Genomic DNA, 16,767 nt, shown 5'->3' on the forward strand with positions numbered 1-16,767 from the left:
TCTCGACGGAAGTGCTGTCATTCCGGCGGTTTTGGCAGCACTTTTGTCGAGATCAACGCGGGGAGGGCGCTCCGGTGGCCCGGCGGACGGCCGGGGCCCGTCAGCGGGGTACCGGCCGAGCCGCCGCCCACCCGGACCGCGAGGGGCCCGCCGCCCGGCAGGCAGGCCCGGGGAACCGCCCCGCTTCCGCCGTTGCCGCCCATCACGGTGACCACGTACGTGCCGCGCGGCCGACAGCGCTGCGGGTAGAGGCGCCGACCTTCGTCGTTGCTGCTATCTACCTGGCACCCCCACGGCCCGGCGGACGGCCGGGGGCCCATCAGCGGGGTACCGGCCGAGCCGCCGCCGACCCGGACCGCGAGGGGCCTGCCGCCCGGCAAGCAGGCCCGGGGAACCGCCCCGCTTCCGCCGTTGCCGCCCATCACGGTGACCACGCACACGCCGTGCGGCCGACAGCGCTGCGGGTAGGGGCGCCGACCTTCGTCGTCGCCGCTGTCTGCCCCGTACCGCGCTGGCCCGCCGCCGGGCCGGATTCCGCTGGTAGGGACCCCCTCGCTCCGGTCCTCCCGTGCTGTTCCCGGGCGACCGGTAGTCCGGTGTTCGACCGGCACGCGCGCAGGCTGCTGAAAGGCTCCGTCCCCTGTGCACGTCCCTCTGCGTAGTGCCGAATACCTCTCCAGGGGGAGGCGCGCGACGGGGGTGCGGCCTAGCGTCGGGGCCATGGCGCGGGGTATCCGGCGGCCGGACGATTCCGGGGACAGGACTCCGACACCCGACCTCCCGGCCGCCGGGCCGGGCCCGCAGAGAAGCCCGCTCCGTCCTGTGCCGCCCCGCACTTTCTCGACCCCCCCACTATCCCGACCAGCCCCGTAATTTCCCGACCCGTCTCCCGCCGGGAGGACACCATGACCCAGACCGCAGCGACGTCCGAGGAGTCCGCCGACCCGCCCGCCGCGGCCGCCGTCGAGGACGTCCGCAAGATCTACGGCAAGGGCGACTCCCGCGTGGCCGCCCTCGACGGTGTCAGCCTCGCCGTGCCCCAGGGCCGCCTCACCGCCGTCATGGGCCCCTCCGGGTCCGGCAAGTCCACGCTCATGCACTGCATGGCCGGGCTCGACACGGTCACCTCCGGACGGGTCCTCCTCGGCGGCACCGACCTCACCGGCCTCACCGAGCGCGCCCTGACCCGCCTCCGGCGCGACCGGGTCGGATTCGTCTTCCAGGCCTTCAACCTCGTCCCCACGCTCACCGCGCTGGAGAACATCACCCTGCCCGCCGACATCGCCGGGCGCCGCCCCGACCGGGACTGGCTCGACCGGGTCATCGACGCCGTCGGCCTGCGCGACCGGCTCGGCCACCGCCCCTCGGAGCTCTCCGGCGGGCAGCAGCAGCGGGTGGCCTGCGCCCGCGCCCTCGCCGCCCGCCCCGACATCGTCTTCGCCGACGAACCCACCGGCAACCTCGACACCGCCTCCGGCCGCGACGTGCTCGGCCTCCTCCGGGACGCCGCCCACCTGCACGGCCAGACCACCGTCATGGTCACCCACGACCCCTCCGCCGCCTCCTACGCCGACCTGGTCGTCTTCCTCGCCGACGGGCGCGTCGCCGGGCACCTGGCCGACCCCGACGCCGACACGATCCTGGAGCGCATGAAGAGCGCGGGGAGCCCGGCATGATCCTGCTCCGCCTCGCCCTGCGGGGGCTGGCCGCCCACCGCCTCCGCCTGGCCCTCACCGCCGTCGCCGTGGTGCTGGGCGTGGCGTTCACCAGCGGCACGCTCATCCTCACCGACACCATGGAGCGGTCCTTCACCCGCATGTTCGAAGGCGTCAACGCCGACGTGGACGCCGTGGTCCGCACCGAGCAGGCCTTCTCCCAGCAGGCCGGGCCCGCCTTCGGCGCCGGCCCCGGACTCCCCGCCGACCTGGCGGAGGAGCTGGCCGAACCCGAGGAGGTCGAGAGCGTCCACCCGGTCGCCGAGGGCACCGCCGTGCTGCTGGGCCCCGGCGGCGAAGAGGTCGGCGGGCAGGGGCCGCCGCAGATCGGCACCACCTGGCACGGCAGGCCCGGGTCGGGCATCACCCTGACGGCCGGCCGCGGCCCTGAGGGCGCCGGTGAGTTCGCCCTGGACGAGGGCACCGCCGCCGACCAGGGCCTGGAACCCGGCGACCGCGCCGTGCTGCGCTTCCCCGACCCGGGCGGCGGCCCCGTCGACGGATCCGACGGCGGTGCCGCCGACGAGCGCGAGATGGAGCTCACCGGCGTCTTCCGCGCCGGTGAGGTGGGCATGGCCGCCGGGGCGACCGTCGCGGCCTTCGAGCCCGAGACCGCCCGGCGCCTGCTGCTCGGCGACCCCGACCGGGTCACCGAGTTCCACCTGGTGGGCGACGACGCCAAGTCGCAGTGGCAGATCGCCGACTCCGTGGCCCCGGTGCTGCCGCTCGGCGCCGAGTCGCTGCCCATGGACATCGTGCGCGACGAGGAGACCGGCCCCCTGCTGGAGGTCCTCGGGTTCTTCGAGGTCTTCCTGCTGACCTTCGCCGGGATCGCCCTGTTCACCGCCTCCTTCCTGATCGCCAACACCTTCGCGGTACTGGTGGCGCGCCGCGTCCGGGAGCTGGCGCTGCTGCGCGCCGTCGGCGCCTCCCAGGCACAGGTCCGCGCGGTGGTGATGGGGGAGGCACTGGGCGTGGGGCTGGTCGGCTCGGCGCTGGGCCTGGCGGCCGGGGCGGCCCTGGCGCGGGGCGTGCTGGCCGCCATGGGCGCGGCCGGGGTAGGGCTGCCGGAGGTGCCGCTCCGGCTCACCGGCACGAGCGCGGCCATCGCGGTGGCGGTCGGCGTCGGGGTCACCCTCGCCGCCGCCTACGTGCCGGTGCGCCGCGGCACCCGCGTTCCGCCGGTGGCCGCCATGCGCGACGACACCGGCGCCACGACCGCCCCGGTCACCGGGGCGGGCCGGGTCGCGGCCGGGTCGGCGGCCGCCGTCGCAGGGGCGGCCGCGACCACGGGCGGCGTCCTCCTGGCCGGAGGGGACGCGGCGCCGTGGCTGGTCGGAGCCGGTGCCGCGCTGGTGCTCCTGGCGCTGGCCGCGCTGGCTCCCGTGCTGGGCCGACCGGTGCTGCACGCCGTCGGGGCGCCGCTGCCCCGCCTGTGGGGCCTGCCCGGACGGCTGGGGCGGGACAACGCGCTGCGCAGCCCGCGCCGCACCGCCGCCACCGCGATGGCGCTGACCGTGGGGCTGGGGCTGGTCGCTGCGGTCGCGACGCTCAGCGCGTCCGCCGAGGAGTCGGTGGACCGCAGGATCGACGAGGCCATGGGCGCCGACCTGGCCGTGGTCGCCGAGGGCTTCGACCGTTCGGTCCCGCCGCAGGTGGTCGACGAGGTCGACGGCGCGCCCGGCGTGGCGGCGGTGGCCGCGGTCCGGGTCGGGCAGCTGGAGGTCGCGGGCGCCCCGTCGATGGCCTCCTCCGGCGACCCCGGCCGCCTGGCCCGCGCGGCGTCGCTGGACGTGGTGGAGGGCGGCGCGGACTTCTCCGAGGCGGGGATGATGGTGGCGCAGGACGTCGCCGACGAGCGCGGGTGGCGGGTCGGCCGGGACGTCCCCGTGGTCTTCCCCGACGGCACGGAGGCCGAGCTGCCCCTGGAAGGGGTGTACGCGGCCGGGTCCATGGTCGCCTCCGACCACCTGATCTCGCCCGAGGCCTACACCGAGTACTTCGACGAGGACCTGGTGGCGGCGGTCTACGTCACCGCCGAGCCGGGCGCGGCGGACCGGGCGCGCGCCGCGGTCGACACGGCGCTGGAGGACGCGCCGGGGGCCGAGGTGCTCGACCGGGGGGAGATGAAGGAGCGCAACCGCGAGAGCCTGGCGCGGCTGACCGGAACCATCTCGGCGATGCTCGTGCTGTCGGTGGTGATCGCGGGGCTGGGGATCGCGAACACGCTGGCCCTGTCCGCGTCCGAACGGGTGCGCGAGATCGGCCTGCTGCGCGCGGTGGGACTGTCCCGGGTCGGCCTGCGGAGGATGATCCGCCTGGAGGCGGTCGTGATCGCCGTGTTCGGGGCGCTGCCGGGCCTGGGCGTCGGCCTGCTGTTCGCCTGGGCGCTGCACAAGGTCCTGGAGGACGACGGCATCGTGGTCTTCGCGGTCCCGGCGGGGACGCTGGCGGCGCTGCTGGGGGCCTCGGTCGTCATCGGGGTGCTGGCGTCCCTGTGGCCGGCGTGGAGGGCGTCCCGGCTGGACGTGCTCAAGGCCATCGCCACGGAGTGACGGAGCGGCGGAGTGGCGGAAGGCGGCGCGGGACCGGCCTGCCGCCAGCGTCCCGACCGAGGGGTGGCCACGGTTGCCCGATGGGGCGCGTCCGCTGGAGTGGTGTCATTTCCAGCGGACCGGATCAGCGTGGTCGGCACGGTGCCGGGGGCGGGTCGAGCCCGCTTTCAGCACCGACCGGCGTCCCGCCGACCGCCGACCGCCGACCGGCGGATGGCGGCTGCGGATGCCGAACGTTCCACCACTCCAGCTGCTGGGGGCCTCGGTCGTCATCGGGGTGCTGGCGTCCCTGTGGCCGGCGTGGAGGGCGTCCCGGCTGGACGTGCTCAAGGCCATCGCCACGGAGTGACGGAGCGGCGGAGTGGCGGAAGGCGGCGCGAGACCGGCCTGCCGCCAGCGTCCCGACCGAGGGGTGGCCACGGTTGCCCGATGGGGCGCGTCCGCTGGAGTGGTGTCATTTCCAACGGACCGGATCAGCGTGGTCGGCACGGTGCCGGGGGCGGGCCGAGCCCGCTTTCAGCACCGACCGGCGTCCCGCCGACCGCCTCCCGCCGACCGCCTCCCGCCGACCGCCTCCCGCCGACCGCCGGACGGCCGAAGGCCGTAGGCGGATGGCGGCTGCGGATGCCGAACGTTCCACCACTCCAGCGGACGTCCACGCCCGACCCGTCCCCGGTCGCCCAGAGTTCTCCAGCATCAGCGGGCCCTGGGTTCAGGCCGGGCGGTTGTGCGGGATGTCTGCTCGGACTCGGAACCCTCCGTTCGCGGTCGGTCCTGTTTCCAGGTGGCCGCCGAACAGGGATACGCGCTCGCGCATGCCCAGCAGCCCGTGGCCCGGCTCCTCCGGTGGGCGCGGGCCCGGGCCGCCCCGACCCGCCCGACCGCCCCGGCCCCCGTCGTCCGTCACCTCCACCGTCACCGCGTCCGCGCCCAGGTCCACCACCACCCGCGCCCGCGCGCCCTCGCCCGCGTGCTTGAGGACGTTGGTCAGCGACTCCTGCACCACCCGGTACAGCGTCAGCCCTTGCGCCGGGGACGGGTCTCCGCCCTTCCCGCGCACCTCCAGGTCGACGCCGAGGCCCGCCTCGCGCAGGTGGGCGGCGAGCGCGTCGAGGTCGGCCGCCCCGGGCTGCGGCCCGCGTTCGGCGCCCCCGTCCTCGGGAGCCTCCGCCATCCGCAGCACCCCGACGATGCGCCGCATCTCCGCCAGCGCCTGCCGCCCCGTCTCCTCGATGTCGGTCAGCGCCTGCTCGGCCGTCTCGGGAGACCGGTGGATGACCCGCCGACCCGCCGTCGCCTGGACGGTCATCACGCTCACGTGGTGGGCCACCACATCGTGCAGCTCCCGAGCGATCCGCGAGCGCTCCTCGGCCAGCACGGCGCGCACGTGCGCGTCCCGGGCCCGCTCCAGGCGCCGCGCCCGCTCCCGCAGCTCGGCGGTGTCATAGGTGCGCATCCGCACCAGCCGCCCCACCCACCAGGCCCCGCCCATCCACACGAGCGTGAGCAGGTACGGCGTCGCCCCCGGCATGTCGGTGGGCGGCTGCGCAGGCGAGGCCAGGGTCGTGGCGGCGTCCACGGCGACGCCCACCCCCAGCGAACCCAGGCTGCGCGCCAGGGGGAGGTGCCGCCCGACGGCGTACGAGGCCACCGCGATTCCGGGCCCCGCCACGCCCCACACGAACGCGCCCGCCGCCTCGGCGGCCACGCCGCCGACCGACATGCACACCAGCACCGTCAGGGGCAGGCGGCGGCGCGCCGCCATGAGCGCGGCCAGGGCGCACCCGGCCAGGTAGCCGCCGAGGGGCCAGGTGAAGGCCGCATCGAACTCGGCGGTGCGGCTCCATGTGGGGACGAGCGCGGCGTTGAGCCCGGCGAGCAGCAGCACCAGCAGCGCATCGGTCACCCGGTCCCGCCGGCGGGCGGGCGCCCACGCGAGCATTCGGCGGGCCGGGGAGGAAGGGGACGCGGACACACCTCGACGCTAGAGGCGGCAGGGGGCGCCGCAGCACCTCCCCGAGGCCGATCCGCCCTCCTTCCCCCGGACGATGCCGCAGACGGGTGACGGGTGCGCAGGCCGGGAGGACGGTGCGCGGGGCCGGGCTGGGGCCCGGAGGACAAGCGCGCCCGGCTCAAGGCCGCACGCCCGCGCCCACACGGCTCAGCCCCTCGGTGCGGGGTTCGGCAGCGGCGGCGGCGTCCCTCCGAACTCCGGGCACACCGCCTGGTGGTCGCACCAGTCGCACAGCTTGCTCTTGCGCGGGCGCCACTCGCCCGACCGGGCCGTGCGCTCGATCTCCGCCCAGATCTCCGAGATCTCCGCCTCCGCCGCCCGCAGCTCGTCCTCGGTCGGCTCGTACCAGCGCACCCCGCCGTCGCCCAGGTACATGAGCTGCAGCCGGGTGGGCACCTCGCCCAGCTCCCGCCACAGCATGACCCCGTAGAAGAAGATCTGGAACTTCGCCTTGTCCTCGAACCGGGGCCGCGGCGTCTTGCCCGTCTTGTAGTCGACCACCCGGATCTGCCCCGTCGGCGCCACGTCCAGGCGGTCCACGTACCCCCGCAGCCGCAGCCCCGACTCCAGGGTCACGTCCAGGCGCAGCTCCCGGTCGCGCGGCTCCAGCCGGTGCGGCTGCTCCATGTCGAAGTACCGCTCCACCAGCGGGTAGGCGCTCTCCAGCCACGCCCGCTCGTCCTCGCCCCCCGGCTCGCCGAAGAGCTCGGCCGCCTCCGACCGCGACGAGCGCAGCTTCTCCCACTGCGGCTCGACCAGCGAACGGGCGGTGCGCGGGGTCCGCGTGTCGGCCGGGAGCTCGTACAGCCGCTCCAGCACCGCGTGCACCAGCGTGCCGCGCAGCGCCGCCGGGCTCGGCTTCTCCGGGAGCCGGTCGATCACCCGGAACCGGAACAGCAGCGGGCACTGGAGGAAGTCCGAGGCGCGGGAGGGGGAGAGGGCGGGAAGCAGCGGCGCGGAGGCGGTGTCCATGCCCCCCAACCTTAGGGCGGCGCGCCCGCCGTGCGCACCGCGTAGCCTGGCGGTGTGACCGACAACGGCAGCAGCACTCGGCCCGCGGCGCGGGGCGGGACGGGGCGCGGCTCCGGCCTGCTCATGGGGCGCCCCTTCGGCATCCCGATCTACGTGACCCCGTCCTGGCTGATCATCGCCGCGATCATCACCATCGTCTACGAGCCCGTGGTGGAGCGGACCCTGGCCCTGGGCCCCCTCTCCTACCTGGTGGCGTTCGCCTTCGCGGTCCTGCTGTACGCGTCGGTGCTGGTGCACGAGCTGGCCCACGCCGTCGTCGCCCGGATGTTCGGCGTTCCGGTGCACCGCATCACCCTGTTCATGCTCGGCGGCGTCACCGAGATGCGCGACGAGGCGCGGACCCCGGGCCGCGAGTTCTGGATCTCCTTCGCCGGGCCGCTGCTGTCGCTGGCCCTGGCCGCCCTCGGGTTCGCCGCCCTGCCGTTCGTCCCTCCGGACACCGTGGCGGGGGTGCTCGTCTGGCAGCTGTTCGTGGCCAACCTCCTGGTGGGCGTGTTCAACCTGCTGCCGGGGCTGCCGCTGGACGGCGGCAAGGTGGTGCGCGCGGCCGTGTGGAAGCTGACCCGCCGCCCCACCGCCGGGACCGTCGTGGCCGCCTGGGGCGGGCGCTTCCTGGCCGTGCTGGTGATGCTGGCGCCGCTGCTGATCGCGCTGCGCACCGGCGAGGCCCCGAGCGTGTTCATGGTCCTGCTCGGCGTGCTGCTGGGCGCCTTCATGTGGACGGGGGCCGGGAGCGCGCTCCGCAACGCCCGGATCCGCGAGCGCATCCCCAAGCTGCGCGCACGCACCCTCGCCCGCCGCGCGGTGCCGGTGTCCGGCGACACCCCGCTGTCGGAGGCCCGCCGCCTGATGGGCGAGGCCGACGCCGGCGCCGTCCTGGTGACCGACGCCTCCGGTGCGCCCGTGTCGATCGTCGACCCCGGGGCCGAGGAGCGGGTCCCCGAGGAGCGGCTGCCGTGGACGCCGGTGTCGCAGGTGGCGGTGGCCGTCACCGCCGGGTCGGTGCTCGACGCCGACCTGGACGGCGAGCGCCTGCTGGAGGCCATGCGGCGCACGCCCGCACCCGTCTACCTGCTGGTGCGCGAAGACGGAGGCGTGTACGGGGTGCTGCGCTCGCGGGACGTGGGCGACGCCTTCGCGGGGACCTGACCGCCGCGACGCGACGCGGTGCCCGGGAGCCGGGTCGAGCCGGATCCGTCGGCGGCGCCGCCATGCGCGTTCGGCATGGCGGCTGCCCGAGGCCGTTTCCCACGCGCGTCCGGATGGTCGTGGGCGCCGGGGAGCGGTCGGTGAGGAGGGCCGCGTCCACACCGGTGCCCTCCTCAGCGCAGGGCGCCGTCCGGCCAGATCACCACCACGGGGCGGTCGCGCTCCTGCGCGTACGCCACGATGTCGGCCGTCCCGCCCGGTCCGCGAGCCGCGCGGCCGTCCCAGACCGCCAGCAGCTCGTCGCAGTGGTCCACCATGTGCCTGCCCGCCTCCAGGTGCGCCTGCGGGGTGGAGTCGGTGAACGGCAGGCGGTGCACCAGCGCGGCGCGCGCCAGCAGCGCGTCGTAGACCGGGTGGTGGGCGGGCGGCAGCCCGTCCCGGTAGCGCTCGGCCGGGACCACCGCCTCCAGGTCGGCCCCGGCCTCGACCACGGCGCGGGCGAACAGGGTGTCGGCGCCGTCGGCCAGACAGCTCAGCCCGATCAGCCCGCCGTCGAGCGGTGCCAGGTGGGCGCGCAGGGCCGCGTCGACCTCCCGCTCGACGGCGGGCGGCAGGCCCCGGTGCCCGGTGATGGCGATGCGTCGCACGCGAATCCCTCCTCCCCGGAGGAACGACGGGCCTGGTGTGGGGGATACCCCCGGGCGCCCCTGCTCAGACCGGGGACGACGGGCCGCCGGTGAGCACGGCGGTCAGCTGGGCGTCGAGCCGGTCGGCGGCGCGGGCCCGCGGCCCCCGGTACTCCTTGCGGAACCGCCGCACCCGGTCCACGACCCGCTCCGAGCGCAGCCGCGCCCCGGTGGAGAGCGCCTCCCCGGCCAGCCGGAAGGCCTCGTCGGTGTCGCCCGCGTGGGCGTGCGCCCGGGCCATCTCCACCTGCAGGACCGCCCCCTGCTTGGCGCCGGGCCGGGTGCCGGAGAACGCCTCGGCGAAGGCGGTGCGCGCCTGCCCGGGGCGTTTGAGGCGGACGTTGACCAGGGCCCGGTACCCGGCGACCTTCGCGGGGTCGAAGGCGAACACCCACGGCCAGGGCGGGTGCGCGTTGTCCGCGCGCCCGACGCACCGCTCGGCCAGCGCGATCTCCCGGTCGGCCTCGGCGGTGCGGCCCAGTCCCGCCTGGCCCTGTGCGCGCACGCAGGCCAGCCAGGCGGTGGCGGTGGGGTGCGCGCCGGGCCCGAGGCGGCGCCCGGCCTCGTGGGCCAGGGACAGGCCCAGCGCCGGGTCGTCCGCGTCGATCTCGAACGCGGCCAGGCTGCCGAGCATGTACACGTCGAGCAGGCGGCTGCGGGCCCGCCGGGCGCGCTCGACGGCGGCGCGGTAATAGGAGCGGGCCGACCCGGCGTCGCCCATGTCGGCGTGCAGCCAGGCGGCGAATCCGGCGGCCTCGCTGGCCGCCGCGGCCACGTCGGCGGCGAACGGCGTGTTGCGCGCCCGCTCCAGGGTGAGCCCGGCCAGCTCGACGTGGGCGATCGCGCCCCGGGCCAGGTCGCGGGCGGGCGCGGCGGCGTCCATCCGCCGCTGGCCGCCGGTGATGGCGCGCAGCGTGGGCGCCGTCTCCTCGTGGATCTCGGCCTGGGCCGCCGGTACCGGCGCGGCCGCCGCCGACAGCGGCAGCGTCAGCGCGGTCACCGCCGCGGCCTTGCCGAACTCTCTGCGTCGCGTGGGATCCCCCTCGTCCGGTTCGCGGGCACCGCCGAACCGGAGTCGATGGAGCGGGATGCCCAGGCGGGAGGCCAGGTCGCGCACCTGGTCGACGGTGAGCGACTGCTGGCCGTTCACCACGCGGGACACCCAGCTCTGGGAGTACCCGACCGCGCGGGCCAGCTCGCCCTGCGACCAGCCGCGGTAGCGGCGGACGTCCTCCACGATCGCGGCGATGTCGCACGTGGACAGGGCGGCGGCCATCGACGGCCGGGTCCAGAATTCCGGTGGCAGAGCGCCGTCTCGGTGGGGCATGAGCCTAGGTTAGGGTCGCCACCTGGCGTTGATGGCTATGTGTGAAAGAAATGCTGCTATGCGTAGTCCGCATATGACTGTTCCGCGAGCGCCGGATGGTGCACAGTCAAGGGACTGAAGTCCCCGCCTGGCTGGGATTTCGTCGACGAGCGGGAGGGCGGACGAGCATGGAGACCCGTGGTTCCGGTGTGCCCGGCGTGACCGGAAACGGTCATCGGCTTGACAAGACCCCCGACGCCGCATGGGCGCGGGCGGTGCGCGGACTGACGACCGAACTGCAGTCCTGGGGCCTGGAGGCCCGCGTCGACCGGGCGACCGGAACCGTCGAGGCCGCCGGTGCGGGGGGCCGCCGCGTGCAGCGCGCGGTGCTGCGCCCGCACCGCGGCAGCCTGTGGTGGTGGCTGCGCTGGGAGGCCGAGGGCCTGCCGGGCGGCGCCGCCCTGCCCCAGTCGCCGCTCACCCCGGCCGCCGACCCCCGGGGCGCCGCCCGGCGCATCGTCCGCGTGCTGTCCCCCGCCCGTCCCGAGTCCTGACCCCCGGGACCCGGAGCGGGCCCAGGCGGCGCCCCGGGCCTTCCCGGCCGCCGCGTTCCGGGCGGACCGGGCACGGCCCGGCGGCCGGCCGACGCGGTGGGGCGGCGGTCCGCGACGACCGCCGGCCCCGCGAACGAGCCTCCGCCTGACGGAGGGAGCGGCATCGCTCGGCGCAAAGGACGCGCACCCGCCTCCGCCGGGCCCACACCGCCGCGCCCCGGCCGCCGCCTCTTCGGTGGGCGCCCCCGGCGGGTCAGGCGAAGCGTTCGGCCGCGATCAGCGCCGCCCCGGCGATGCCCGCCGCGTTCCGCAGCTCGGCCGGGACCACGTCGGCCCGCAGCTTCAGGTACGTGAGGAACTTGTCGGCCTTGCGGCTCACCCCGCCGCCGATCACGATCAGATCCGGCGACAGCAGCTTCTCCACCTCCTCGTAGTACCGCTGCAGCCGGTGGGTCGCCCACTCCTCGTACGACAGCTCCTCGCGCTCCTTGGCCGCCGACGCCGCCCGTGTCTCGGCGTCGTGCCCGTCCACCTCCAGGTGGCCGAACTCGGTGTTGGGCACCAGGCGCCCGTCGACCAGCAGCGCCGTGCCGATCCCCGTGCCCAGTGTCGTCAGCAGGACCGTGCCGCGCACCCCGCGCGCCGCCCCCCACCGGTGCTCGGCCACGGCCGCCGCGTCCGCGTCGTTGACCGCCGCCACCGGCCGCCCCGTCGCCGCCGACAGCAGCCCCTCCACATCCCGGCCGATCCACCCGTCGTCCACGTTGGCCGCGGTCTCCGCGGTGCCGTGGCGCACCACCCCGGGGAAGGTCGCGCCCAGCGGAGTCCCGGGCGGGGCGCTCCCGCCCACCGATTCCACGATCCGCGCCACCACCGCGGCCACCGCCTCCGGGGTGGACGGGTGCGGCGTGCGGATCTTCACCCGCCCGGCCGTGAACGCGCCCGAGTCCAGGTCCACCGGCGCCCCCTTGATGCCGCTGCCCCCGATGTCCACGCCCACGCCGACGTGCGCGCCCGCTGCCTGGTCCGCCATCTCCGCCTCCTGGGTCCGCCGCCTGCGCCGCCCGGGCGGCCCCCGCCGCCCGCTCGGGGCCTCCCCCCGTATTCGATGCCCCCGCGCGCGACCGATTACGCCGCGCGCGCACGCGGGGGATACGCTGGGCCGTCGCGCGCCCGGGCGGCGCCGGGCCGCAGGTCGATCCGTATCCGGACACTGTTCAGGCCCTGCCGCGGCGCGCCGTCGACCACCATCCACGACACCGGAGAGACGAGCACCAGTGACCGGCATCCACGGCCGCCGCGGACCCTTCGAGGACGGCGACATCGTGCAGCTCACCGACCCCAAGGGCCGGATGCACACCATCACCCTGAAGGCCGGTACGGCGTTCCACACCCACAAGGGGCGGCTCGACCACGACGACCTCATCGGCCGGCCGGAGGGCAGCGTGGTCCGCTCCACCTCCGGCGTCGGCTACGTCGCCCTCCGGCCGCTGCTGCTCGACTTCACCCTGTCGATGAAGCGCGGGGCGACCATCGTCTACCCCAAGGACGCCGCGCAGATCCTCGCCCAGGCCGACATCTTCCCCGGCGCCCGGGTGATCGAGGCCGGCGCCGGGTCGGGCTCGCTGTCCTGCTGGATGCTGCGCGCCGTGGGCGAGCACGGGCGGCTGTACTCCTTCGAGCGGCGCGAGGACTTCGCCGAGATCGCCCGCACCAACGTGCGCCGCTACTTCGGGGACGACCACCCCGCCTGGGAGCTGACCGTCGGCGACCTGAACGAGCGGCTCGCCGGGCCGGGCGCCCCGCGCGAGGTCGACCGCGTCGTCCTGGACATGCTCGCCCCCTGGGAGTGCGTGGACGCGGTCGCCGACGCCCTCATCCCCGGCGGGCTGGTGTGCGCCTACGTCGCCACCGCGACCCAGGTCTCCCGTGTCGTGGAGGCCCTGCGCGACCACGGCCGCTTCTACGAGCCGCACGCCTGGGAGACCATGGTGCGCGACTGGCACGTGGAGGGCCTGGCGGTGCGCCCCGACCACAAGATGATCGGCCACACCGGCTTCCTGGTGACCGCCCGCCGCCTGGCCGACGACGCCGAGCCGCCGGAGCGGCGCCGCCGCCCGGCCAAGGGCGCCTACGGCGAGGAGTGGCAGAAGGCGCAGAAGAAGAGGGAGGGCGGCGGTGACGCCGCTCCGTCGGCGGCCGCGCCGCAGACCGCCGCTCCGGAGGCGTCCGGGGCCGACGGCGCCGGGGCGTAGCACACGGCCGCGGGCGTCCGGACCGGTCCTGCGGCCGGACGCCCCGGCCCCGCCCGGACCCGGGTGGAAACGTTACTTTCTCATTACGGCGCGTGCTTCAGTACCAGGGTGACCTAGGCTTTTACAAGATCGAAAAGTGAGGCCTACGACACTCGCAGCGCCCGGGAGGTTAGGAATAGTCCATGGGTAGGTAGGGTTCCGAGTAGTCGTCCTCTTATAAGGAGGTGGCGGACGTGGCCGATCGCGACGACGAGCGTCAGGCAGAGCGCGACCGTGAAGTCGAAGAACTCACGGCCCAGGTCTCCTACTTGGAAAAGGAACTCAGCGTCCTCCGGCGCAAGCTCGCCGACTCCCCTCGCCATGTACGGCTTCTGGAGGACCGGCTCCGCGAGGCGCAGGCCAACCTCGCCGCCGCGAACGGGCAGAACGAGCGCCTGGTCTCCACGCTGAAGGAGGCCCGCGACCAGATCGTGGCCCTGAAGGAGGAGGTCGACCGGCTCGCCCAGCCGCCCTCCGGCTTCGGGGTGTTCCTGGGCTCGCGCGAGGACGACACGGTCGAGATCTTCACCAACGGCCGCAAGATGCGGGTCAACGTCAGCCCGTCGGTGGACGTGGAGACGCTCCGCCCCGGCCAGGAGGTCATGCTCAACGAGGCCTTCAACATCGTCGAGGCGCAGTCCTTCGAGACGGTGGGCGAGGTCGTCATGCTCAAGGAGGCCCTTGAGGACGGCGAGCGCGCCCTGGTGATCTCCAACCACGACGAGGAGCGCATCGTCCGGCTGGCCGAGCCGCTGCGCGACGAGCCGATCCGCCCCGGGGACTTCCTGCTGCTGGAGTCGCGCTCGGGGTACGTGTACGAGCGCATCCCCAAGTCGGAGGTCGAGGAGCTGATCCTGGAGGAGGTGCCCGACATCTCCTACACCGACATCGGCGGCCTCGGCGGGCAGATCGAGATGATCCGCGATGCGGTCGAACTGCCCTACCTGCACAAGAACCTCTTCTACGAGCACCAGCTGCGCCCGCCCAAGGGCGTGCTGCTCTACGGCCCGCCCGGCTGCGGCAAGACGCTCATCGCCAAGGCGGTGGCCAATTCGCTGGCCAAGCAGGTGGCCCAGCGCACCGGCCAGAACGTCGGCAAGAGCTTCTTCCTCAACATCAAGGGCCCCGAGCTGCTGAACAAGTACGTCGGCGAGACCGAGCGGCACATCCGCCTGGTCTTCCAGCGGGCCCGGGAGAAGGCCGGCGAGGGAACGCCGGTGATCGTGTTCTTCGACGAGATGGACTCGATCTTCCGCACCCGCGGCTCGGGCGTGTCCAGCGACGTGGAGAACACCATCGTCCCCCAGCTGCTCAGCGAGATCGACGGCGTCGAGGGGCTGGAGAACGTCATCGTGATCGGCGCCTCCAACCGCGAGGACATGATCGACCCGGCGATCCTGCGGCCCGGCCGCCTGGACGTCAAGATCAAGATCGAGCGGCCGGACGCCGAGGCGGCCCGGGACATCTTCTCCAAGTACATCACCGACGAGCTGCCGCTGCACGATGAGGACCTCGCCGAGCACGGCGACTCCCGGTCGGCCACGGTGGACGCGATGATCCAGCGGGTCGTCGAGCGCATGTACACCGAGACCGAGGAGAACCGCTTCCTGGAGGTCACCTACGCCAACGGTGACAAGGAGGTCCTGTACTTCAAGGACTTCAACTCCGGCGCGATGATCCAGAACATCGTGGACCGGGCCAAGAAGATGGCCATCAAGGACTTCATCGACAACCAGTCCAAGGGCATCCGGGTCTCGCACCTGATGCAGGCCTGCGTCGACGAGTTCAGCGAGAACGAGGACCTGCCCAACACCACCAACCCCGACGACTGGGCGCGGATCTCCGGCAAGAAGGGCGAGCGCATCGTCTACATCCGGACCCTGGTCTCCGGCAAGAAGGGCGCCGACTCGGGCCGGAGCATCGACACGGTGGCCAACACCGGCCAGTACCTGTAGAAACGCGGCCTGAGGCAGCCTGAAGGGGCCCACCGGGACGTCCCGGTGGGCCCTGCCCGTTCCGCCGGGCCGTCGGCGGACTCTCACGCGGAGGCCGCCTCCTCCCCACCGCCGGGCCGCGCCCCGTCCGTCCCGGCGCCCGTAGGGGCCGCCGTCGGCCGATGGTGGGAGAGGTCGGGCAGGAGGTCGGCGCTGAGCGGGGCCGTGACCCGGTACTCCACGAACATCACGGGCAGGGGCGCGGGGCGGTTGCCCCGCTTGAGGAAGACGGCGGCCAACCGGTGATTGCCGTCGAGCACAACCACACGGCCCTCGCCGAGTTCCAGCGTGACGATCTCCGTCACCGGGAGCACGGCCCCCCGGCGGGCCTCGAAGAACGCCGCCATGGAGCGCACGGTCGCCCGTGAGGCGGAGGGAAGGGCGCCGAAGTGGCGGGTGATCCGGTGGAAGGGGATCGGGGCGGCGGCGGGGTGGTGGAAGTCGGCGAAAGTGCCGCTGTCGTCGGTGTACCAGACCGAGTAGGCGGTGTGGGCCGCCGCCCAGGCCGGTGACGCCTCCCTGCGGACCCGGATGGCCGCTCCGCCATCGCGGACCAGCCGCTCCAGCAGCGACCAATCGAGCCTCGAGCGCACCTTGCGGCTGATGTCGCCGTGGCGGAAGCTCGCCTCGAAGGCGGAGAAGGGCACCGCCCCGGTACGCGCCGAGGCGCACGCCTCCACGAGCCGCGCGGTCGTCGAGGCCAGGCCGGCCGGCCCTGCCGAGTCCGAAGCCGCCCCTGTACGTCCGCTCCCTGCGCGGGTCACCGCCAGCAGGCGCTCGGCGGCCTCGGCGACCGCCCCCCCACGCTTCGGGCGTCCATGCGGTGTAGGGACGAACAGACTCCGTCACCACACCGAAGATCCTGTCGAGCGCGGCACCGGCGGTGGACAGGAACTCGTGCCGCGCGCCGGGCTCCGCGTACGGAAGGACGTACAGCCCGGCACGGGCGTCGATCAGCACCCCCTGGACGGCGCCAGACCGGCACTCGGCGGTGACGCCGTCCAGGGCACGGGCGATCGATGCGCACCGGCCGACCAGGGCCTGGTCGGCGATGGACTGCTGAAGGCGCTGTTGGCGGCGGGAGAGCAGGACCGTCGCCACCGTCATGATGGAGGCGAAGACGACGCCGCTCGCCCACTCGCCTGGCGACCAGGGGTCGCCGACCGCGACCAGGAGGGCGTGGATGGCCAGGGCGACGACGGGAAGGGCGAGGAGCGGCCAGTGCCGCCGCGCGGCCCCGAGCAGGCGGTGCGCGAGGGCCCGGTGTCCGGACGCGGGTGGGCGGGGCAGGGGAGACCGGTCCCTTCCGGATTCCGACGTCACACCGCACGACGCTAGCCGTCTTCGGCCGGACCGGGGATCCCCCCGGTACGGACCGGATGCGGCCAGACGAGCGGTCGGTCTGACGAGGCCGTCCGCGGGCGGGGGCGCCCCCCCCCCCGGTCGGGTCCCCACTGGCTCACACCCC

The 16,767-nt window shown here is 74.8% G+C and carries 13 protein-coding genes; 7 read left to right on the plus strand and 6 right to left on the minus strand.

Annotated elements, in window-relative coordinates; translation table 11 throughout:
- The first annotated feature begins 905 nt into the window (after positions 1-905).
- The 3 genes from O4U47_RS29840 to O4U47_RS29850 all read left to right on the plus strand — a co-directional run bounded on the left by O4U47_RS29840 (position 906) and on the right by O4U47_RS29850 (position 4,619).
- Positions 906-1,676 carry an ABC transporter ATP-binding protein gene (locus tag O4U47_RS29840; RefSeq protein ID WP_270681334.1) on the plus strand — a complete coding sequence of 257 codons (771 nt, stop codon included), beginning with the start codon at positions 906-908 and terminating at the stop codon, positions 1,674-1,676.
- A complete protein-coding gene (locus O4U47_RS29845; RefSeq protein ID WP_270681335.1) occupies positions 1,673-4,270 on the plus strand; it encodes an ABC transporter permease in 2,598 nt (865 codons plus the stop codon). Before O4U47_RS29840 ends, O4U47_RS29845 begins: the two co-directional genes overlap by 4 nt.
- 226 nt (positions 4,271-4,496) lie before the next feature.
- Positions 4,497-4,619 (plus strand): hypothetical protein, encoded by a 123-nt coding sequence (locus O4U47_RS29850; RefSeq protein ID WP_270681336.1) that lies wholly within the window; start codon positions 4,497-4,499, stop codon positions 4,617-4,619.
- A gap of 363 nt (positions 4,620-4,982) precedes the next feature.
- Here O4U47_RS29850 and O4U47_RS29855 read toward each other — a convergent pair whose 3' ends face one another.
- Both O4U47_RS29855 and O4U47_RS29860 read right to left on the minus strand, forming a co-directional pair.
- Complete coding sequence (locus tag O4U47_RS29855) at positions 4,983-6,245, minus strand: sensor histidine kinase (protein ID WP_270681337.1); 1,263 nt, start codon at positions 6,243-6,245, stop codon at positions 4,983-4,985.
- A gap of 186 nt (positions 6,246-6,431) precedes the next feature.
- Positions 6,432-7,256: a RecB family exonuclease gene (locus O4U47_RS29860; protein ID WP_270681338.1), complete on the minus strand. Its 825-nt coding sequence runs from the start codon at positions 7,254-7,256 to the stop codon at positions 6,432-6,434.
- Positions 7,257-7,310: 54 nt separating this feature from the next.
- Between O4U47_RS29860 and O4U47_RS29865 the strand changes: the two genes are divergently transcribed.
- The gene (locus O4U47_RS29865; protein ID WP_270681339.1) at positions 7,311-8,465 is read left to right on the plus strand and encodes a site-2 protease family protein; all 1,155 of its coding nucleotides are present in this window, start codon (positions 7,311-7,313) and stop codon (positions 8,463-8,465) included.
- 173 nt (positions 8,466-8,638) lie between these two features.
- On the opposite strand, the gene O4U47_RS29870 is transcribed toward O4U47_RS29865, so the two are convergent.
- Both O4U47_RS29870 and O4U47_RS29875 read right to left on the minus strand, forming a co-directional pair.
- Entirely contained in the window at positions 8,639-9,112 is a 474-nt protein-coding gene (locus O4U47_RS29870; protein ID WP_270681340.1) for a hypothetical protein, read from the minus strand.
- Between the two features lie 64 nt (positions 9,113-9,176).
- Positions 9,177-10,427, minus strand: a complete 1,251-nt coding sequence (locus tag O4U47_RS29875) for a helix-turn-helix domain-containing protein (RefSeq protein WP_408639051.1) — start codon at positions 10,425-10,427, stop codon at positions 9,177-9,179.
- A 218-nt stretch (positions 10,428-10,645) separates the two neighbouring features.
- Between O4U47_RS29875 and O4U47_RS29880 the strand changes: the two genes are divergently transcribed.
- A complete protein-coding gene (locus O4U47_RS29880) occupies positions 10,646-11,011 on the plus strand; it encodes a hypothetical protein (RefSeq protein ID WP_270681342.1) in 366 nt (121 codons plus the stop codon).
- Between the two features lie 253 nt (positions 11,012-11,264).
- Here O4U47_RS29880 and ppgK read toward each other — a convergent pair whose 3' ends face one another.
- Positions 11,265-12,044 carry a polyphosphate--glucose phosphotransferase gene (gene ppgK, locus O4U47_RS29885; RefSeq protein WP_270681343.1) on the minus strand — a complete coding sequence of 260 codons (780 nt, stop codon included), beginning with the start codon at positions 12,042-12,044 and terminating at the stop codon, positions 11,265-11,267.
- A gap of 244 nt (positions 12,045-12,288) precedes the next feature.
- Between ppgK and O4U47_RS29890 the strand changes: the two genes are divergently transcribed.
- Both O4U47_RS29890 and arc read left to right on the plus strand, forming a co-directional pair.
- Entirely contained in the window at positions 12,289-13,266 is a 978-nt protein-coding gene (locus O4U47_RS29890) for a tRNA (adenine-N1)-methyltransferase (protein ID WP_270681344.1), read from the plus strand.
- A 224-nt stretch (positions 13,267-13,490) separates the two neighbouring features.
- Positions 13,491-15,260 (plus strand): proteasome ATPase, encoded by a 1,770-nt coding sequence (gene arc, locus O4U47_RS29895; protein WP_270681345.1) that lies wholly within the window; start codon positions 13,491-13,493, stop codon positions 15,258-15,260.
- Positions 15,261-15,343: 83 nt separating this feature from the next.
- Here the strand turns inward: arc and O4U47_RS29900 are convergent, their stop codons facing one another.
- Complete coding sequence (locus tag O4U47_RS29900; RefSeq protein ID WP_270681346.1) at positions 15,344-15,946, minus strand: hypothetical protein; 603 nt, start codon at positions 15,944-15,946, stop codon at positions 15,344-15,346.
- Positions 15,947-16,767: the final 821 nt, after the last annotated feature.

Origin of the sequence: Nocardiopsis suaedae, assembly GCF_027706745.1 — a bacterium.
GTDB classification, from domain to species: Bacteria; Actinomycetota; Actinomycetes; order Streptosporangiales; family Streptosporangiaceae; genus Nocardiopsis_A; species Nocardiopsis_A suaedae.